Source organism: Cryobacterium sp. MDB2-A-1 (genome assembly GCF_004402675.1).
Lineage (GTDB): Bacteria > Actinomycetota > Actinomycetes > Actinomycetales > Microbacteriaceae > Cryobacterium > Cryobacterium glucosi.
Map to the genome: position 1 here is coordinate 55,422 of NZ_SOFK01000009.1, position 18,088 is coordinate 73,509.

18 protein-coding genes are annotated in these 18,088 nt (G+C 68.5%); 8 read left to right on the top strand and 10 right to left on the bottom strand.

Annotated elements, in window-relative coordinates; genetic code table 11:
• The first annotated feature begins 73 nt into the window (after positions 1-73).
• From E3O39_RS00980 to E3O39_RS00995, 4 genes are all read left to right on the top strand, one after another.
• Positions 74-556: a thioredoxin family protein gene (locus tag E3O39_RS00980; protein ID WP_134446939.1), complete on the top strand. Its 483-nt coding sequence runs from the start codon at positions 74-76 to the stop codon at positions 554-556.
• Entirely contained in the window at positions 546-1,061 is a 516-nt protein-coding gene (locus E3O39_RS00985) for a DUF4395 domain-containing protein (RefSeq protein ID WP_134446937.1), read from the top strand. Before E3O39_RS00980 ends, E3O39_RS00985 begins: the two co-directional genes overlap by 11 nt.
• Before the next feature lie 99 nt (positions 1,062-1,160).
• The gene (locus tag E3O39_RS00990; protein WP_134446935.1) at positions 1,161-1,586 is read left to right on the top strand and encodes an OsmC family peroxiredoxin; all 426 of its coding nucleotides are present in this window, start codon (positions 1,161-1,163) and stop codon (positions 1,584-1,586) included.
• 15 nt (positions 1,587-1,601) lie between these two features.
• Complete coding sequence (locus E3O39_RS00995; RefSeq protein ID WP_134446934.1) at positions 1,602-2,492, top strand: TIGR01777 family oxidoreductase; 891 nt, start codon at positions 1,602-1,604, stop codon at positions 2,490-2,492.
• A 138-nt stretch (positions 2,493-2,630) separates the two neighbouring features.
• On the opposite strand, the gene E3O39_RS01000 is transcribed toward E3O39_RS00995, so the two are convergent.
• On the bottom strand, positions 2,631-3,074 hold the full coding sequence (locus E3O39_RS01000; RefSeq protein WP_134446932.1) for a tetratricopeptide repeat protein: 444 nt from the start codon (positions 3,072-3,074) through the stop codon (positions 2,631-2,633).
• Positions 3,071-3,904: a 4-hydroxy-tetrahydrodipicolinate reductase gene (gene dapB, locus E3O39_RS01005; RefSeq protein WP_134446930.1), complete on the bottom strand. Its 834-nt coding sequence runs from the start codon at positions 3,902-3,904 to the stop codon at positions 3,071-3,073. Before dapB ends, E3O39_RS01000 begins: the two co-directional genes overlap by 4 nt.
• Positions 3,905-4,012: 108 nt before the next feature.
• Between dapB and E3O39_RS01010 the strand changes: the two genes are divergently transcribed.
• Complete coding sequence (locus tag E3O39_RS01010; RefSeq protein WP_134446928.1) at positions 4,013-4,534, top strand: GNAT family N-acetyltransferase; 522 nt, start codon at positions 4,013-4,015, stop codon at positions 4,532-4,534.
• Between the two features lie 42 nt (positions 4,535-4,576).
• On the opposite strand, the gene E3O39_RS01015 is transcribed toward E3O39_RS01010, so the two are convergent.
• From E3O39_RS01015 to E3O39_RS01025, 3 genes are all read right to left on the bottom strand, one after another.
• Positions 4,577-5,179 carry a histidine phosphatase family protein gene (locus tag E3O39_RS01015; RefSeq protein ID WP_134446926.1) on the bottom strand — a complete coding sequence of 201 codons (603 nt, stop codon included), beginning with the start codon at positions 5,177-5,179 and terminating at the stop codon, positions 4,577-4,579.
• Positions 5,180-5,248: 69 nt separating this feature from the next.
• Positions 5,249-6,604 (bottom strand): pitrilysin family protein, encoded by a 1,356-nt coding sequence (locus tag E3O39_RS01020; RefSeq protein WP_134446924.1) that lies wholly within the window; start codon positions 6,602-6,604, stop codon positions 5,249-5,251.
• Positions 6,605-6,685: 81 nt separating this feature from the next.
• A complete protein-coding gene (locus tag E3O39_RS01025) occupies positions 6,686-7,756 on the bottom strand; it encodes an aldo/keto reductase (RefSeq protein ID WP_134446922.1) in 1,071 nt (356 codons plus the stop codon).
• A gap of 228 nt (positions 7,757-7,984) precedes the next feature.
• Between E3O39_RS01025 and E3O39_RS01030 the strand changes: the two genes are divergently transcribed.
• Positions 7,985-9,622 carry a peptide chain release factor 3 gene (locus tag E3O39_RS01030; protein WP_134446920.1) on the top strand — a complete coding sequence of 546 codons (1,638 nt, stop codon included), beginning with the start codon at positions 7,985-7,987 and terminating at the stop codon, positions 9,620-9,622.
• Positions 9,623-9,658: 36 nt separating this feature from the next.
• On the opposite strand, the gene E3O39_RS01035 is transcribed toward E3O39_RS01030, so the two are convergent.
• The 4 genes from E3O39_RS01035 to E3O39_RS01050 all read right to left on the bottom strand — a co-directional run bounded on the left by E3O39_RS01035 (position 9,659) and on the right by E3O39_RS01050 (position 15,861).
• The gene (locus tag E3O39_RS01035) at positions 9,659-11,107 is read right to left on the bottom strand and encodes an HNH endonuclease signature motif containing protein (RefSeq protein WP_166789558.1); all 1,449 of its coding nucleotides are present in this window, start codon (positions 11,105-11,107) and stop codon (positions 9,659-9,661) included.
• Positions 11,108-11,248: 141 nt separating this feature from the next.
• Positions 11,249-11,851, bottom strand: coding sequence for an NADPH-dependent FMN reductase (locus E3O39_RS01040; RefSeq protein ID WP_134449613.1), 603 nt, complete (start codon positions 11,849-11,851; stop codon positions 11,249-11,251).
• 120 nt (positions 11,852-11,971) lie between these two features.
• Positions 11,972-14,077, bottom strand: a complete 2,106-nt coding sequence (locus E3O39_RS01045; RefSeq protein ID WP_166787386.1) for a transglycosylase domain-containing protein — start codon at positions 14,075-14,077, stop codon at positions 11,972-11,974.
• Between the two features lie 95 nt (positions 14,078-14,172).
• Positions 14,173-15,861: a ribonuclease J gene (locus E3O39_RS01050; protein WP_255454135.1), complete on the bottom strand. Its 1,689-nt coding sequence runs from the start codon at positions 15,859-15,861 to the stop codon at positions 14,173-14,175.
• A 330-nt stretch (positions 15,862-16,191) separates the two neighbouring features.
• On the opposite strand from E3O39_RS01050, the gene E3O39_RS01055 reads away from it, so the two are divergent.
• Positions 16,192-16,698 (top strand): glutathione peroxidase, encoded by a 507-nt coding sequence (locus E3O39_RS01055; RefSeq protein WP_134449611.1) that lies wholly within the window; start codon positions 16,192-16,194, stop codon positions 16,696-16,698.
• A gap of 7 nt (positions 16,699-16,705) precedes the next feature.
• Here the strand turns inward: E3O39_RS01055 and E3O39_RS01060 are convergent, their stop codons facing one another.
• The gene (locus E3O39_RS01060) at positions 16,706-17,374 is read right to left on the bottom strand and encodes a VOC family protein (RefSeq protein ID WP_134449610.1); all 669 of its coding nucleotides are present in this window, start codon (positions 17,372-17,374) and stop codon (positions 16,706-16,708) included.
• A gap of 184 nt (positions 17,375-17,558) precedes the next feature.
• On the opposite strand from E3O39_RS01060, the gene E3O39_RS01065 reads away from it, so the two are divergent.
• The gene (locus tag E3O39_RS01065; RefSeq protein WP_134449609.1) at positions 17,559-18,074 is read left to right on the top strand and encodes an Lrp/AsnC family transcriptional regulator; all 516 of its coding nucleotides are present in this window, start codon (positions 17,559-17,561) and stop codon (positions 18,072-18,074) included.
• The last annotated feature ends 14 nt before the right edge of the window (positions 18,075-18,088 follow it).

An 18,088-nucleotide genomic window follows, 5' to 3' on the forward strand; every position in this document is an offset into this window, starting at 1 on the left:
GGGCGTGTCGCGCGGCACGTAACGTGTCGTCACACGCACGGAATCGGCGAACCGCCCGCGTACTGTCAGGGTCATGGATGCCCCTGCCGCCCTGCTACTCGTGCTCGCGCTCGTCGCGGTCGCGACGGCGCTCGGCCTGGTCTACCGAGCGAGGCAGGGCCGGATCCGCCCTGTCGCCGACCCGACCGTTCTGGTGCCCGCGGATGTCGGCAGCCAGGTCCCCTTCGGCCCCGCGGCCACCCTCGTGCAGTTCTCCACGGAGTTCTGCAGCCGCTGCCCCGGCACCCACCGACTCCTCAGCCAGATCGCCGATGGCCGTCCCGGCGTTGCCCACGTCGACGTCGACCTCACGCACCGGGCCGACCTCGCGAACCGCTTCGGCGTGCTGCAGACCCCGACGACGCTCATCCTCGACGGCGCGGGTCGCGTGCACGCCCGCGTCGGCGGCGCGCCGCACCGGGCGGATGTCCTCCGTCACCTCGACCATCTCGCCGGGCCCGAATCGGCGAACCCCCTCACCGCGTCACACCTGCCAGGGAGCCCCCATGCCCAGTGATTCCTCCGCGAACCGCGCAACCACGCCGAGCCCCGCCGCTCCGCCCCGCCGCGCGCCCGTCGACCCCCGAGGCCCGCGGTTCAGCGCCGCCATCACGGCCGTGCTCCTGCTCGTCGTGATCTTCCTCTCCCTGACCGGGGCATCCGTCGCCGCTCTCGTGTTGCTCGCCGCGATCGCGGCGCTCTTCGCCTGGGGAGCATTCGCAGGCGTCGGCCGGCACCCGTATGGCCTGCTGTTCAAGCGATTCGTACGTCCCCGCCTTGCACCGCCCGCCGAACTCGAAGACGCCGCTCCGCCGACCTTCGCCCAGGGGGTCGGCCTGTTCGTGACCGTCATCGGCGTCCTGCTCGGACTGTTCGGTCTCGCCCCCGCAGTCGGGATCGCCGCCGGTTTCGCGTTCATCGCCGCGTTCCTGAACTCGGTCTTCGACTACTGCCTCGGCTGCCAGCTCTACCTCCTGCTCGTGCGCGCCCGGATCCTCGGTCGCTCCCCCGCCGCGGCCTGACGCGCGTGGACCGGGCTCCCTGTCAACTCCCAGACTGAGCCTGTCCCTCTGAGTGGATGCCCGGTTAGGCTGGGGCTTTCACACCCAGGAGGTAACACCATGGCACTGACCAGCGAAGCGTCAACCGTCTGGACCGGAGACCTCAAGTCCGGCCATGGCACCGTCTCACTCGACTCCTCCCACGCCGGCGAGTTCCCGGTGACCTGGAAGGCACGGAGTGTCGGGAGCCCGAACACCACCAACCCCGAAGAGCTCCTCGGCGCCGCGCACGCCGCGTGCTTCTCGATGGCCCTCGCGAACGGGCTCGGCGCGGCCGGGCACACGCCGGAGAACATCCAGACGACCGCTGCCGTGACCTTCGAGGCCGGAGTCGGCATCGTCGGCAGCCACCTGCTCGTCAGCGCGAGCGTGCCCGGCCTCACCGAGGAACAGTTCGCGGCATTCGCCGAGGACGCGAAGGCGAACTGCCCGGTGTCGAAGGCCCTCGCCGGGATCCCGATCACGATCGAAGCGGAACTGGCCTAGGCGCAGGAGCGCCCGATGCGCGTACTGATCGCCGGAGCCTCCGGGCTCATCGGCACCGAACTCGTCCGACAGCTCGGCGAAGCCGGGCACACCGTGTCCCGCCTCGTACGGCACCCCGCAGCCGGGCCCGACGAGGTCACCTGGAACCCCGCCGTCTTCGACATCGACCCTGCAGCCCTCGACGGGGTCGACGCGGTCGTCAACCTCTCGGGGGCCTCGCTCGCCCGTCTGCCGTGGACGAACGGCTACCGGACCGAGATCCTGGCCTCCCGGACCCACGCGACCCGCACCCTCGTCGAGGCGATCAGGAGGACTCCCACCCCGCCGGCCGTGTTCCTGAGCGGCTCGGCTGTCGGCCTGTACGGCGACCGGCCCGGTGAGATCCTCACCGAACTGTCCGCTCCCGCCGACGATTTCCTCGCTGCCGTCGTCGAGGCCTGGGAGGCCGAGGCCCTGCGCACACCGGCGCCGACCCGGGTCGTCCTGCTCCGTACCGGGCTCGTGATCGCGCGTGGCGGTGCGCTGAAACCATTGCTCCCCCTCGTCAGGCTCGGCCTCGGCGGCCCGCTCGGCCACGGCACCCAGCACTGGCCGTGGATCAGCCTGCACGACGAGGTCGCCGCGATCGTGCACCTGCTCGGCTCCACGCTCAGCGGCCCGGTCAACCTCGTCGGGCCGGCGCCGGCCTCGGCGAACGATGTGATCCGGGCCGTCACGGTCGCCCTGCACCGCCCGTTCCTCCTGCCGGTGCCGGAGTTCGCGCTGACGTTCGCGCTCCGCGACGCCGCCCGCCAGCTGCTCCTCGCCGACCAGCGGGTGAGCAGCGCCCTGCTGCAGGGCGACGGCTTCGTGTTCCGGCACGGCACGGTCGCCGAGGCCGTCGACGCGATGCTCGCCGAGGTGTGACCCGGCTGGTCGGCTCGCGCCGGGCAGCCAGTGCCCTGACGAATTCGACGGAGATTGTGCCCGGAAGGCGCCTACCGCGGTCCCCGGTGCTCAGAACCCACAATCTCCGTCGCACTGGTGCCGGGAGAGGTGCAGGGGTCAGGCGGCGGCGCGCTCGAGCGTGATCGCTGTGCGGATGGCGCCACGGGCGCGTTTCCGGTCCCCGGCGGCGTCGTACGCGAGGCCCAGCCGGAACCAGGCTTTCCAGTCCTCCGGTGCCGCGTCGACCGCGTCGCGGTACTGCGGGAAGTCCGCGTCGGCCGCGTCCCTGACCGGGCGCCCGCTCGCGCGGATCGGCAGGGTCTCGACCGGGAGTTCTCCGCTCGCCTCGAGCAGGCGAACGAGCCTGGCCGAGCGGAATCCGAAGGTGACCTCGAGCACGAGCGCCCAGATCCCGATCAGGGGCAGAACCAGCAGCGCCACGCCGATCGCGATGCCGACGGGTGCGCCACTCTGCAGGAAGAGCACCGCCCGCCACCCGACGAGCACCAGGTAGAAGGCGAGCAGGATCGCCATCATGCCGGCGCCGATGCGGCCCTTCATTCGAAGATCTCGGAGTCGGCGTCGATCTCGGGGACGCTGTCGAGGTCGGGCTCCGCTGCGATCGCGACGATCGCCGCCGGCGGGGTGGGGGGCGCGCCGAGGCCGAGGTCGACGACCTGGTCGAGGCCGACGGTCACGCCGACGGCAGTGCGGGCAGCGTCGAGGGCGAGCAGAATGCCGCGCCGGTACGCGTTGGCGGACAGCGTGTTGTGGGAGATCGTGACCGTCTCCCCCGCGCCGCCGAAGATGACGTCCTGCCGGGCGAGCACGCCGTCGAGGCGCAGGCTGTGCACGGGCACGCTCGACACCTGCTGCCCGCGTGCTCGCTGGTCGTTGTGCGGTGCGGACACCGGGCCGAGCTCCGTGCGTGCGAGACCGATGAGCTCGGCGGTGCGGACCGCAGTCCCCGAGGGAGAGTCGACCTTGGCGGCCTGGTGCGTTTCGACGATCTCGATCGAGTCGAAGAGCCGGGCGAGCATGGCCGAGACGGCGGTCGCGACGACGGAACCGATCGAGAAGTTCGGCACGATCACGACGCCGGTGTCACTCCGGCCGCGGATCCGACGCTCGAGCGTCGTGATGCGGGACTGGGACCAGCCGGAGGTGCCGACGAGCACCCGGATGCCGTTGTCGACGGCGAAGTCGACGACGCTCTGGCTCACGCCGGGCAGGGTGACGTCGACGACGACATCCGCCCCGAGCATGTCGGACAGCGGGCTGCGCGAGTCGAGGCCGGCGTGCAGCTCGTACCCGTCGGTCTCCTCGACGAGCCCGCTGATCAGTCGGCCCATCGTGCCCGTAACGCCGACGATGGCCACCCGTGTTGTCATACGCCTAATCTACCAAGCGGTCATCCGGCAATCCGGCATCCGGCATCCGGGCCCCGCACGACCCGGCGCGAACTGGGCTCACCGGGTTCACCGACGTAGCCTTGTGGCATGCCAGCCACCCCGAAAGCACCCGGCCCCGTCTTCCGCGAGGTATCCGTGACGGATGCCGGTTCCCTCGCCCTCCTGACGGCCTACTTCAGCGATCGGCAGTCGAGCTTCCCCGTCGAGCAGGGTGCCTACCGAACGACCTTCCCGGTGGCCGGGGACTTCCTGCCGCCGAACGGTGTCTTCCTGCTCGTCGGCGAACCCAGCGGGAACCCGGAGCAGGCCTGGGTCGGGTGCGGCGGCATCCGTCGGATCGGGGACACCCCGGGCGGCGGCCCCCGCTACGAGGTCAAGCACCTCTGGCTGCAGCCGGGCACACGCGGGAGGGGCTGGGGCCGGGCCTTGCTCGCCGAACTCGAGCGGCGGGCGCGATTGTTCGGCGCCGCCGAGCTCGTGCTCGACACGAACGCGAGCCTGCGGGCCGCCGGAGCGCTCTACCGGAGCGCCGGCTTTGCGGATTGCCCGCCGTACAACGACAACCCGAACGCCACCAACTGGTACCGGAAGAGCCTCGCTCGCGACTAGTACAGAGCCCCGCTCGCGACTGAGAGAGAGTCTCGCTCGCGCCTAGTACAGCAGCGGGTCAGGCAGTCCGGTGCGCATCTCCACGGGCAGGTGCCCGGTGTCGTTGTGGGTGACGAGCGTCCACGGGCGGCCCGGTTTCTGCAACAGCACGGTGAGGCCGCAGTTGGCCTGGTTGATGCTGATCCAGCGCCAGTCCGGAGCGCCCAGCACTGCGCGCACGAACCAGCCGATGACGAAGTTGTGCGTGATCAGCAGTTCGTGGCGCTCGCCTCTGCGGGGCTGCAGGAATTCGGCGACGGCGTCGTCCATCTGCGCACGGCCGGCTTCGATCTCCTCCTCGGTGACGGCACCGAAGAACGGGGCGTATGCCGCGGGCGTCTCCGGCGCCATGCCGGTCGGGATGCAGTCGAACAGCAGCGGGGAGGGAACCGGGGTGAGCGAGGGCAGCCGCCCGGCGACGATCTCTGCGGTCTCGGCCGCGCGCTGCAGGGGCGAGTGCCAGGCGTCGGTGAACGGCACGCCGCCGAGGCGTTCCGCGATCAGCTGCGCCTGCCGTTTGCCGCGCGCCGAGAGCGGCCCGTCGGGCAGGCCGTGTTCGGCATCCTGTTGCTCGCCGTGACGAACCAGGTAGATGTAGTGGGGCAACGGGTTCTCTTTCGGTTCGGGGCGTTCGGCCGGACGGCCGGGCGGTACAGGGCCAGGTGACCCGTTGGATCAGGGCCGGACGCCTGGAGGCACGATTCCCGCGAAGACGTCGTCGTCGAGCGCGCCGACGGCGGCGATGGACAGCGGGCCGGCCGCGAGGTCGACGGCGAGGGCCTGCACGTCGTCCGCGGTGACCAGGGCGAGCCGGCGCAGCGCCTCATCGAGGTCGACGAACTCACCGAGGGTGATCTCGGCGCGGCCGAGCCGGGACATCCGGGTGTCGGAGTCTTCGAGGGCCAGCGAGGAGGCACCGGAGAGCTGCCCGTTGGCGCGTTTCATCTCGTCCGCGGTGACACCGTGTTCGGCGAGCCGGTGCAGTTCGCTCAGGAGAAGCTCGGCGACCTGGCCCGCCTTCGCCGGGGTGCAGCCGGCGTACATGCCGAAGAGGCCCGCGTCGGAGTAGCCGGGGGCGAAGGAATAGACGGAGTACGCGAGCCCGCGCTTCTCGCGCACCTCCTGGAAGAGCCTCGACGACATGCCGCCGCCGAAGATGGAGGTCAGCACGCTCATCGTGACGCGGCGATCGTCGGTCGCCAGGAGTCCGGGGAACCCGAGCAGCAGGTTCGCCTGCTCGAGCGGGCGGCGCACGACCGTGACCGCGCTGCCCTGGTGGATCTCGGCGGGTCGCCCGTTGCGACGCCCGACGGGGGCGGCGTGTTCGCCCAGGTCCCAGCCTGCGGAGTAGAGCGCCCGGGTCACGTCGGCGACGAGCACGTCGTGGTCCACGGCGCCCGCGACGGTGACGACGAGGTCCTGCGGGCGGTAGTTGGCCCGGTAGTGCGCGAGCACGGCCTCCGGGGTGGCCGCCCTGATCGTGTCGGGGTTGCCGCCGATCGGGCGTCCGAGCGGATGCTTGCCCATCACGGCCTCGAAGAAGCGCTCGTTCGCAACGTCCGCCGGGTCATCGTCAGCCATGGCGAGTTCCTCGAGGATCACGCCGCGTTCGGTCTCGAATTCGACCGGGTCGATTGTGGACGAGGTGAGCATGTCGGTGAGCACCTCGACGGCCATCGGCAGGTCGCGGTCGCGGACCTTCGCGTAGTAGCAGGTGTATTCCTTCGCGGTCATCGCGTTATGCTCGCCGCCGACGGAGTCGAAGGCGATCGCGATGTCGAGGGCGCTGCGCTTGGCCGTGCCCTTGAAGAGCAGGTGTTCGAGGAAGTGGGTGGAGCCGTAATGCCCGGGCGCTTCGTCGCGGGAACCGACGGCGACCCAGTAGCCGATCGTCAGGCTCCGGCTGCCGGGGACGTGCTCGCTGAGAATGCGCACACCGCTCGGGAGGACGGTCCGGCGCACGACGGATTCGCCGGCGGCTCGGAAGGACAACTCGGCGAGTGTGAGGGGAAATTCAACGGCGCTGTTCATGACACCACCACCCTACGTCACGGCACCGACGGCATCAGGGTGCCTCGCGGAACCGAATTCGAGCGGCGGGCGGCGTCGGCGTCAGCGGCCGGCAGCGAGCCCCGTCACCCGCTCGAGGTCGACCATGTCGCTGCGGGTGAGCCGGATTCCGGCGGCCGCGATGAGGGAATCCACCTGGTCGGGCTGGCTGGCCCCTGCGACGGGCGCCGTGACCCCGGCCTGCGCGAGGAGCCACGCGAGCGCGATCGATGCGGCCCCGGTGTCGTGGTCGGCCGCGATCCGGTCCACCACGCTGAGGACCCTCAGCCCGGGCCTGCTGAGGTGCTTCGCGGCGCGGGCATCCCTCGTCGTGCTGTGCAGGTCGGCCTTGGAGCGGTACCGGCCGGCCAGGAAGCCGTGCGCGAGGGAGAAGTAGGGCAGGACCGCGAGGCCTTGGGCCCGGGTGACGAGGGACAGCGAGGACTCGAAGCCTCTGCGCTGCAGCAGGCTGTACTCGGTCTGCAGGGCGACGAAGCGCGGCAGGCCGTTCGCGGCGAGGATGCGGGCTTCCATCAGGCGCTCCCCGGAGAAGTTCGAGGCGGCGAGGTACCGCACCTGGCCGCTGCGCATCAGCACGTCGACGGCGCCGAGGCTTTCCTCGAGCGGCACGGTCGGATCGTCGAAGTGGAAGTGCAGCAGGTCGATGTAGTCGGTGCCCAACCGGTCGAGGGACGCCTGGACCGCGCCGATGATGCTCCGGGAGGACAGTCCGGGGTTGTCCCGGTTCTTGCCGATTTTGGTGGCGATCACGGTGCTGTCGCGCGCCTTGCGGGAACGCAGCCAGGAGCCGATGATCACTTCGCTCCGTCCGGAGGTGTAGCTGTCCGCGGTGTCGAGGAAGTTGCCGCCGAGTGCACGGTGCCGGTCGAGGATACGGTGGCTCGTCTCGCCGTCCGCGGTCCAGCCGAAGACGCTCGAGCCGAGGGCGACCGGGTGCACGGAGAGGTCTGTATCCGCGATGGTGCGCCGGGCGCCGACGAGAGGGAGGCGCCCGTCCGGCTGGACCGGGATCGAGACGGAGATCGGCGGCGGCCCCTGGAGCGGGTGCGCGGTCACGTGGGCAGAGGCCGGGTGAAGAGCACGCTCGGAATCCTGAATGCCTGACTGGATCATCCGTCACTCCTTACTGCTTACCGCGACTGCTGGGTGTGGCCCCAAAACTGAGAGTAACCCGCGAATCGGCGCACGGAAAGGACACGCCCGAACCGTTATCAAAACGGATGCTGGGCGTCTGCCGCGAGGTCGCCGCGCCACGCCGGATAGAGTTGTACGGGAACGATTCCGGTTACGGCCTTCTGAGCAGGCGTGAGCCCGAACGAATCAGCCGCGAAAGAAGGATCCATGACGCAGCCCACCACCGGCGTGCCGACGACCGGCGCACCCGCGACCGAGATCACCGCAGAGGCGCGCAGGCGGCGCACCTTCGCCGTGATCAGCCACCCCGACGCGGGAAAGTCGACCCTCACCGAGGCGCTCCTCCTGCACGCGCACGCCATCACGACGGCGGGCGCGACCCACGGCAAGGCCGGCCGCCGTGGGACCGTGAGCGACTGGATGGCGATGGAGCAGGCCCGTGGCATCTCGGTGACGAGCGCGGCAATCCAGTTCGAATACCGCGACAGCGTGATCAACCTCGTCGACACCCCCGGCCACGCCGACTTCTCCGAAGACACCTACCGGGTCCTGTCGGCGGTCGACGCCGCCGTGATGCTCGTCGACGCGAGCAAGGGCCTCGAGGTGCAGACCATGAAGCTCTTCGACGTCTGCCGTCAGCGCAACCTGCCCGTGATCACCGTGATCAACAAGTGGGACCGGCCCGGCCTCGACGCTCTCGCCCTGATGGACGAGATCCGCACCCGCACCGGACTGCTCCCGACACCCCTGACCTGGCCGGTCGGAGTGGCCGGCGACTTCCGCGGCGTCATCGACCGGTCGACCGAAGAGTTCATCCGCTTCACCCGCACGGCCGGCGGCGCGACCGCCGCAGACAGCGACCGGGTGCCGTTCGAGGTCGCCGCGACCGAGGAGGGCGAGGCCTGGGTCACCGCGACCGAAGAATCCGAACTGCTCGGCGAGGAAGGCCAGGACCACGACGAGGCCACGTTCCTCGCCAACCAGACCACCCCCGTGCTGTTCGCCGCGGCCGTGCTCAACTTCGGCGTGCAGCACATCCTCGACACCCTCGTGGACTTCGCCCCTGCCGCGGAGGCGCGTGTCGACGCGGCCGGCGGGCACCGCCCGGTCGCCTCACCGTTCTCCGGCTTCGTGTTCAAGGTGCAGTCGGGCATGAACGCCTCGCACCGGGACTACGTCGCCTTCGTGCGGGTCTGTTCGGGCCAGTTCCGTCGCGGAATGATCGTCACCCACGCCGCAAGTGGCCGGCCCTTCGCGACCAAGTACGCCCAGCACCTCTTCGGACGCGAACGCGAAGTGGCCGACGAAGCCTGGCCCGGCGACATCGTCGGGCTCGTCAACGCGTCGGCACTCCGGGTCGGCGACTCCATCTTCGAGAGCGAACCCGTCGAGTTCCCGCCGCTGCCGATGTTCGCGCCCGAGCACTTCCGTGCTGTGCGCTCCGCGGACAGCAGCAAGCACAAGCAGTTCCGGCGCGGCATCGACCAGCTCGACCACGAGGGCGTCATCCAGGTGCTCCGCAGCGACCTGCGCGGCGACCAGGCCCCGGTGCTCGGCGCCGTCGGCCCGATGCAGTTCGAGGTCGTCGAGGAACGCATGACGCACGACTTCGGCGCCGCGATCCGTTCGGAGTCGCTCCCCTACCAGATCGCCCGCCGCACCAACCGGGAGAGCGCCGAGATCCTCGGCCACGACCGGCAGGTCGAGGTGCTGATGCGCTCAGACGGGACACTCCTCGCCCTGTTCAGCACCCCGTGGCGGTTGCGCAACACGGTCCGCGACCACCCGGAGCTGATGCTCGAAGACCTCGCCGCCGGCGCCCTGGAGCCGGCGCCCTCGGCCTAGTCATCCCCCGGCGGCATCGTTCACCGGAAGCCTCGTTCAAAACGGGCTCGGGTCGTCGGTGTCGTCGGGTGCGGGGTCAAGGTTCCAGACGTCCACGAACGGGACCGGTGGTTTCGGTGCGGGTTTCGGTTTCCGGGGTGGTCTCATATCCGCGGAGGGTTCGACGATGTAGCTGTACCCGGCCGGGCAGGTCCATTCGATGCGGCCGTCGCCGAGGTGTCTCGGCGTCCACCGGGTGTAGCTCTTCACCGCGTGGTGATACGGGCAGAGGTGGGCGAGGTTCATCGCGTCGGTCTCCCCGCCGTGCTGCCACTCCACACTGTGATCCAGATCGGATCGTTTGGCGGAGCGCCGGCAGCCCGGGAAGGTGCAGGTTTCATCGCGCACCTCGAGCCACTTCTTCAAAGCCGCGGGCGGTTTGTAGGTGTCGCGTCCCATCGAGAGCACGACGCCGGTTTCCGGGTGGGTGAGCAGCCGGGTGAAGCTCGGCGCACCCGCCGCGAGACGCCTCGCGGTGTCGGGGTCGATGGGTCCGTACCCGGACAGATACCCGGGCTCCTCGCTCTTCCCCAGCAGGGTCAGCACGGGAACGGTCACGTTGACCTGCGCGGCCACCCCGGCACCGAGTCCGTCCGGGGTGACCCCGCCGATCAGGACGTCGGTGAGGACGTCCGCCGCGATCTGGGTCAGGGTGCGTGACTCCTCCGGGCCCTGCAGGGTCAGCGCGGTGTCGACGGTGCGGTGGTAGGCAGCCTGCACCTTCTCCGCATCCCCGGTCAGATACAGGGAGGCCATGCCGTCGTTGAGGGCCTGGAACACCACATGCCGGTCCTCGACGCTTTTCTGGTGCCTCGCGGTAATGGTCTCCGGGTGGGTGCGTTCCCGCACCCTTCGGGCCCGGTCGGCGAGCTTCGCCACGGTCAGCACTTCCGCATCCGGGACAAGGACCTCCTCGAACACCGCACGCGCCCGCGCGGCCGCTTCCGGGTCATCGACCCGGATGCCCCAGGCCTGCTCCATGATCACCTGCGCGTGCCGGTAACTGATCACCCCGGAGGCCAGGGCCTCCCGGGTCACGGGGAGGTCCTCCGCGAGGGTGCGGCTGGCTTCAATCAGGGTCTCCGCCGTCCGGCGCGGGAGCCGCAGCAGAGCGCCGACCTCGCAGGTGAATTCCTCTTTCGTGGCTTCCTCCGGAGACCACGGCGGGCGAGGCCCACCGGCGCGTTCAGCGGCCTCCGCACGGGCCCGCCCGACGTCGGCGAGCACCCGCTGGGCGGTGTAGACCGCGGCGGCCCGGCGAGCGGTGGCCTGATTGATTTCCCGGTCCGCGTCCCGGATCGCGTCATACACCTCGGACAGGGGCGGATCCACAAGGCTCAGATGCCGGGGGTTCAGATACGGGTCGGGAGGGGTCCCGGGCGGGGTCCCGGGCGGGGGCTCCGCCGTGCTTTCCGAGCGAACTTCTGAGGGTTCTTCAGCTGTCATGCCGGTCACTCTACGGAGGACCACCGACATTCCACCGGCATCCGCACGCCCATGAATCACCTGTGGATAACCCGGTCAAGGAGCACTTTTGTGGAGAAATTCTCTGACAGGCGCTAGCGCTCGGGGCCGACGGCTATCGCGTCACTTCTTCGAGCTCGCGTGCAGGTCTCCGATGTGGCCCGGCGCGGTGACGTCCAGGACGCGCTGGACGAACGCACCGTACTCATCCATGTAGTGCCGGAGAAAGTCCCTGGTGCCCGCATCGGTGATTTCGCCGTCGCCCGTGAAGACCGTCGGATCGAACTTGATGTACGCCTCCGGGGAGTTCAACTGGGGGGCATCGAGGAAGCTCAGCACGCTGCGCATGTTCGACTGCATGACGGCGGTGCCGATATTACCCACGGAGGCGCCGATGATTCCGGTGGGCTTCCGCGCGAAGGAGTTGGTCCCCCAGGGCCGCGAACCCCAGTCGATGGCATTCTTCAGGGCCCCCGGTATCGACCGGTTGTATTCGGGCGAAACGATCAGGATCCCGTCGGAGCCTTCGATGGCAGCTTTGAGGGCGCGCCCCTCCGGTGGGTAGTCGGCGTCGAAGTCCTGGCTGTAGAGGGGAAGGTCCCGGATGGGGATTTCCGTGAAGTGCAGGTTCTCCGGGGCGAGCCGGATCAGCGCCCGGGAGAGCGTGCGATTGATGGAGGTGGAGGACAGGCTTCCGACGAAGTAGCCGATCGTGTGTGACGTCATTTCCGTGTTCTTTCCGGAGCGCCCGAACGGCCACGTCAAACGACTGTCCCCGGCATCTCCTGTGTGATGAGCCGACTCCTCCGTCCTATCACACAGTCGTGATCAGCCACACAGTCCGGATCAGCGGGTCATGCTCCGCGGCGGCACCGTGAAGCTGTCCCCGCCGTACTTCTCGTTGGCGACGCTCATGACATCCGGCCACATCCGGTGCCGGGCGGTCGCGGCCTGGCCGCTGTCGAAGTACGTCGTCCGCTGGTCCTGGCCGTCGCCGGACACGTTCACGACCCCGACGACGGTGGCGACCTTCGTGCTGGCCCCGCTCATCCAGGTGTCCTTGTTGTCGTCGGTGGTGCCGGTCTTGCCGATCATCGGCACCCGGGGCGTGGTGGCTCGGTAGGAGGCCGCCGCCGTTCCGCTCGTCATGACCCGTTGCATCGCATAACTCATCCCCGCGGCGACGTCCGTGCTGACGGACTGGGTGCAGTTCGACGTCGGCGCGGGAATCTCCGTACCATCCGGCCCGGTGATCCTGTCGATCAGGATCGGCGTGCACGTCACGCCGTCGTTTGCGATCCCGGCATAGGCGGCCGCCATGGTGAGGGGCGCGATCTCGTTTGTTCCGAGCACGGATGCCGCGCCCTGCTCGAGCGCATTCCCGTCGGCACGGTGCACGCCGAATGCTTCGGCCGTCTTGCGAATGCCGCACAGGTCGAGTTCCTTGGCCATACCGATGAAACCCGTGTTGATCGACTGGATGGTCGACTGCAACGCCGAACTGTACGAGCCGTTCTCCGACGAGGAATCGTTCTTCGGGTTGAACGCCGCCCCGTAGCTTTGCGGCCCGTTGCAACTGTCCTCGAACGTCCCCCAGTTCGACCGGGGCCGGGAACTCACGGACTCGGAGAGGGAATGGCCTTCGTTGAGCCACTCGGCAAGGGTGAAGACCTTGTACGTCGACCCGGTCTGGAACCCGTTGGAGCCGCCCTGGCCGAGGTCGGTGTTGTAGTTGATGCCGCTGAAGTTGTCTCCGGTCGCCTGAACGGCAGGATCCTGGCTGTAGTCCTTGTTCTGGGCCATGTCGAGGACTCGCCCGGTTCCGACCTCCACACTCGTGATGACCCCGCCGACGTCCCAGCCCGGATACGTCGCAGGCACGTTCGCCTTCATTGTGGTCTCGGCGGCGGACTGCAGATCGAGGTCTAGGGTCGTGTAGACGTTGTACCCGCCGAGTCGCACGTTGGCCAGCCGTGTCTCGGCATCCGCCCCGAATGCCGGGTCGTTGCGAAGCGTTTGCATGACGAGGTCGCAGAAGTAGGCGCTGCCGCCTGCTGTCTGGCACCCGGTGCTCGGCTCGGTGATGGTCGGTTCGATCGGGGCGTTGATCGCTGCATCGTGATCTGCCTGGCTGATCTTGCCGTGCTCGAGCATCGCATCGAGGATGTAATCGCGCCTGTCCTTGTTGTCGGCATAACCGTTGGCCGCACCGTTTGTCGCGCTGTCCGGCTTGTCGAGCTGGAATTTGACCGGGTTGTTGACGATCGCGACGAGGCTCGCGGCCTGTGGCAACGTGAGGTTGGTCGCCGTGGTGTTGAAGTAGTAGCTCGCCGCGGCCTCGATTCCGTAGACGGAGCCGCCGAAGCCCGTGATGTTCAGGTACTGGCGCAGGATTTCGTCCTTGGAGTACTTCTTCTCGAGGCCGATGGCGAGGCTCATCTCCTTGAGCTTCCGGTCGGGGCTCGCCTCGGTGGCCGTGTTGTAGCAGTCCGCGCGTTCCGTCTCGTCGGTGAGCGCTTCGCACTTCTGCACGAGCACGTTCTTCACGTACTGCTGGGTGATCGAGGAGCCGCCCCTGGCGGTGCCGGTGAAGACGGTCGAGACGATGCCGGTCACGGTGCCCCAGATGTCGACGCCCCCGTGGTCGTAGAAGCCCGGGTCCTCTCCCGAGGTCGCGGCATCCTTCACGAACGGGCTGATCGCGTCGAACGCGACTTCGACGCGGTTCTGGTCGTAGAACGACGCGAGGAGGTAGGGGGTTCCCGCGCTCGTGGTCGCATAGAGGTTGCTCTTCTGCGACAGCCGGCCGATCTCGAGGTCGTCGGGCAGGTTCACGGCGATGACGGTCACGACGGTCGCGATGACGGCCACGACGACACCCATTGCGATCAGGACGATGGAACGACGGCGGAGTCGACGGCCCTTCTTCCTGCTGGGCGGCGAAATTGTCATGGTACGACTGTGGCTTTCATTTCTGGACGAGTGGTACGAAGAAGGCGGATGCCGCCGGACCCGCGGGTCCACCGGCATCCGCCTTCGAGTGGCTGCTAGGCGTCGACGACGACGGAGGTGATCACCGGGATGCGGCGGTACTTGCGCTGCATCCACCGTGTCACACTCTGGGTGAAGATCTCTTCGAGCTCGGGCCCGTCGACGATCTTGACCTTGTTCGCCGCGCGGAGAGCGTCGTCGATGGACTTCGTCGCGCCCTGGATCCAGGCGTTGTCCTGCACGAAGCCGCGGGCGATGAACTCGACCGGTTCGACGAGCGCGCCGGTGCGGGTGTCGAGGATGCCGAGGATCGTGACCGCGCCGTCGTTGGAGAGCTGCACGCGGTCGGCGAGGGCCTCCTCGGAGGCGACACCGCCGACGGTCATGCCATCGACGAGGACGATCTCGGCCGGAACGCGGCCGACGATCTTGGCGACGCCGTCGACGAGGTCGACGACCACGCCGTCTTCGACGACGAGCACCTGCGCCTCGGGGACACCCGTGCGGATCGCGAGCTCGGCGTTGGCCTTGAGGTGGCGCCATTCGCCGTGGATCGGCATGACGTTCTTGGGCTTGACGAGGTTGTAGCAGTAGACGAGCTCGCCGGCGCTCGCGTGGCCGGAGACGTGCACCTTGGCGTTGCCCTTGTGCACGACATTGGCGCCCCAGCGGGTGAGGCCGTTGATGACCCGGTAGATCGAGTTCTCGTTGCCGGGAATGAGCGAGCTCGCGAGGAGGACGGTGTCGCCCTCGCCGATCTTGATCGTGTGTTCGCGGTTCGCCATCCGGGAGAGGGCTGCCATCGGCTCGCCCTGCGACCCGGTGCAGATCATCGTGACCTGGCTGTCCTTCATCCGCTCGAGCGCCTTGACGTCGACGATGAGGCCCTTCGGCACGTGCAGGAAGCCGAGCTTCTCCGCGATGGCCATGTTGCGCACCATCGAGCGGCCGACGAAGGCGACCTTGCGGTTGTGCCTGGCCGACGCGTCGATGACCTGCTGGATGCGGTGCACGTGGCTCGCGAAGCTCGACACGATGATACGGCGCGGCGCAGTGCGGAACACCGAGTCGATGGCCGGGCGGATGTCTTCCTCGGTCATCGTGAAGCCGGGAACCTCGGCGTTGGTCGAGTCCGTCATGAAGAGGTCGACGCCCTCTTCACCGAGACGGGCGAAGCCGGGGAGGTCGGTGAGGCGGTTGTCGAGCGGGAACTGGTCCATCTTGAAGTCACCGGTCGCGAGCACGAGGCCGGCTTCGGTGCGAATGGCGACGGCGAGTCCGTCGGGGATGGAGTGGTTCACCGCGAGGAATTCGAGGTCGAACGGGCCGAAGCTGCGACGCTGGCCTTCCTTGACCTGCTGGAGCTTGGGGGTGATCCGGTGTTCTTCGAGCTTGGCGCTCACGAAGGCGAGGGTGAGCTCGCTGCCGACGACGGGGATGTCCGCGCGCTCGCGGAGGAGGTACGGAACGCCGCCGATGTGGTCCTCGTGGCCGTGGGTCAGCACCACGGCGACGACGTCCTGCATCCGGCCGCGGATGTAGGAGAAGTCGGGCAGGATCACGTTGACGCCGGGCTGGGTCTCCTCGGGGAACAGCACCCCGCAGTCCACGATGAGCAGCTTGCCCTTGTGTTCGAAGACGGTCATGTTGCGACCGATCTCGCCGAGGCCGCCGAGGGGGACGATGCGCAGTCCCCGCTTGATGAGGGACGGCGGGCTGTTCAGGTCGAGTTCGTGCTTAGTCAATTAAATAAACTCATTTCTTGGCGAAACCGCGCACAGGGCAACCGGTCTCATAGCCGGCGCCGGGTCTATCCGGCAGCCGTGGTGACGGGGTTATGCAAATCAGAAGGTGATGCGCGCGTCAGGTCGCGAGGCCGTGAGCCTCATTCGACTGGGCGAAGCCGTGGAAAGCCATCCGGGTGTGTGGAACCGCAGAGCGTGAAAGCGCAGCTGTGGATGGCCGTTGAATCGCGCTGTCAACGCCCAATTCTACCGCATGCGGGCCGCCAGCTCCCCCGGCGGTTCTCCCGCCGTCCCCAGCCGACTCGGAGACTTCGCTAATAGCCTGCGATTATGCCTTCTTCTTCCCCCCTGTACGACGCCCCGCTCACCCTCATCGACGGCACGGAGACGACATTCGCCGACTACCGCGGCAAGACCGTTCTCGTGGTCAATGTCGCATCCAAGTGCGGCTTCACGCCCCAGTACGCGGGCCTCGAGGCCCTCTACGAGCGCTTCAAGGACGACGGCCTCGTCGTCCTCGGCCTGCCGTGCAACCAGTTCATGGGCCAGGAGCCCGGGGAGTCCGCCGACATCGAGGCGTTCTGCCAGCTGAACTACGGTGTCACCTTCCCGATAACCGAGAAGGTGGATGTCCGGGGCAAGCACCAGCATCCGCTCTACGCCCAGCTCACCAGGTTCAAGTCCGGCCTGCTGCCCGGCCTCGTCAAGTGGAATTTCGAGAAGTTCCTCGTGAACGCAGAGGGCCAGATCGTGGACCGCTTCGCCTCGACCGTCGAACCCGAGTCACCAGAGCTCGTCGGCGCGATCGAGAAGACGCTCGCCTCCGCCGCCGCCTGACCCGAGTTCAGTAGCTCGAGGTGCAGACGCAGAGCTCGTTGCCCTCGACGTCGGCGAGCACCCACCACTCGGGGGCGTGCTCGTCGGTGAGCAGCGTGCCGCCGGCCTCGACGATCGCGCTGACGCGTTCCTCGGCGTCGTCACCCGGCACGTAGACGTCCAGATGGATACGATTCCGGTCGGTGCGGGCAATCTCCATGTGCTGGAACCAGACCCTCGGCCCATGACCCCGCGGGTCGACGAGTTCCACGTCGCCGTCGCCGTCGGCCGGCAGCTCGACATAACCGAGGCCGACGCGCCAGAACGGCCGGATCGAGTCGGCGTCCGTGCAGTCGATCGCAACGTCGTACCGGGCGGGCGTCACGGCCCTGCCTTCCGCACCGAGCTCATTCGCGAGCGCCTGGATCTGCAGGGCGAGCCGGAGGTCGCGTTCGGTCACGCCGCCGAGATCATGCGAGCGGAGCCGGAAGGCGACCGTCCCGTAGCCGAGTTCGACGTCGGGATGGTGGCCTGCGGCATCCGCCGCCTCGGCGACGCGGTCGAGGAAGCGCACCGCCGAGGCGAAATCGCTCGTGCGGTAGCTCGCGTGCAACGCTCCATCGAGGTGTACGAACGGGCCGTCCGCGAGCACGGGGCCGGTCTGCACGGGACTCTGGATCGAACCGGTTGCGCTCATGTACCTCACTCTGCTCCGGCGCCCGCCGGCGGTCAAGAGAATGAGGCCTGCGAAGGCGGCGGGAAGCGCGGCGGACCGCCGCGTGACCCTCCCGACGCGTCCTTCACGGATGCGCCCTCGCGGGGCGTAACACTAATCACTTTGCCCTATTCTGCGGGCCTCCTGCGTGCTAATCTCATGCGTTATGCACAGTCTGGACAGGGTCGACCTCCAACTCCTCCGCGCCCTCTGCGTAGAGCCGCGCAGCACCTTCGTGGCCCTCGCCCAGCGGCTGGGATTGTCCAGGAACACCGTGCAGGCGCGGATGGCACGGCTCGAAGAATCCAACGCGTTCCTGGCCTTCGATCGCCGGATCAATCCGATCGCCCTCGGCCACCCCCTGACGGCGTTCATCCAGGTGCACCTGCAGCAGAAGAGGCTCAGCCAGATCGTCGCAGAACTCAACCAGATCCCCGAGATCGTTCAGGCCCACGGAATGAGCGGGTCGACGGACCTGCTCGTCCTCGTCGTGTGCACGGATGCCGACGACCTGTTCCGCATCGACGGCACGATCCTCGCGTGCGAGGGCGTCGATCGCACGGAGACCTCGCTCGCCATGGGCGAGCTGATCCCGTACCGGATCACCCCGTTGCTCGACCGGGTGACCCGGGAGCGCGGCCCGGCGAACCGCGCCGACGTCGATATCGACGACGAGGCCTGAGTCCGACGGAACGA

Bases quoted from the DNA above. Each gene is read 5' to 3' on its own strand.
- E3O39_RS01040 (WP_134449613.1), bottom strand. From the start codon at position 11,851: ATGACGTCACACACGATCGGCTACTTCGTCGGAAGCCTGTCCTCCACC.
- E3O39_RS01000 (WP_134446932.1), bottom strand. From the start codon at position 3,074: ATGAAGGGCCGCATCGGCGCCGGCATGATGGCGATCCTGCTCGCCTTC.
- dapB (WP_134446930.1), bottom strand. From the start codon at position 3,904: ATGACAACACGGGTGGCCATCGTCGGCGTTACGGGCACGATGGGCCGA.
- E3O39_RS01045 (WP_166787386.1), bottom strand. From the start codon at position 14,077: ATGACAATTTCGCCGCCCAGCAGGAAGAAGGGCCGTCGACTCCGCCGT.
- E3O39_RS00995 (WP_134446934.1), top strand. From the start codon at position 1,602: ATGCGCGTACTGATCGCCGGAGCCTCCGGGCTCATCGGCACCGAACTC.
- E3O39_RS01020 (WP_134446924.1), bottom strand. From the start codon at position 6,604: ATGAACAGCGCCGTTGAATTTCCCCTCACACTCGCCGAGTTGTCCTTC.
- E3O39_RS01060 (WP_134449610.1), bottom strand. From the start codon at position 17,374: ATGAGCGCAACCGGTTCGATCCAGAGTCCCGTGCAGACCGGCCCCGTG.
- E3O39_RS01035 (WP_166789558.1), bottom strand. From the start codon at position 11,107: ATGACAGCTGAAGAACCCTCAGAAGTTCGCTCGGAAAGCACGGCGGAG.
- E3O39_RS01010 (WP_134446928.1), top strand. From the start codon at position 4,013: ATGCCAGCCACCCCGAAAGCACCCGGCCCCGTCTTCCGCGAGGTATCC.
- E3O39_RS00980 (WP_134446939.1), top strand. From the start codon at position 74: ATGGATGCCCCTGCCGCCCTGCTACTCGTGCTCGCGCTCGTCGCGGTC.
- E3O39_RS01030 (WP_134446920.1), top strand. From the start codon at position 7,985: ATGACGCAGCCCACCACCGGCGTGCCGACGACCGGCGCACCCGCGACC.
- E3O39_RS00990 (WP_134446935.1), top strand. From the start codon at position 1,161: ATGGCACTGACCAGCGAAGCGTCAACCGTCTGGACCGGAGACCTCAAG.
- E3O39_RS01065 (WP_134449609.1), top strand. From the start codon at position 17,559: ATGCACAGTCTGGACAGGGTCGACCTCCAACTCCTCCGCGCCCTCTGC.
- E3O39_RS00985 (WP_134446937.1), top strand. From the start codon at position 546: ATGCCCAGTGATTCCTCCGCGAACCGCGCAACCACGCCGAGCCCCGCC.
- E3O39_RS01025 (WP_134446922.1), bottom strand. From the start codon at position 7,756: ATGATCCAGTCAGGCATTCAGGATTCCGAGCGTGCTCTTCACCCGGCC.
- E3O39_RS01055 (WP_134449611.1), top strand. From the start codon at position 16,192: ATGCCTTCTTCTTCCCCCCTGTACGACGCCCCGCTCACCCTCATCGAC.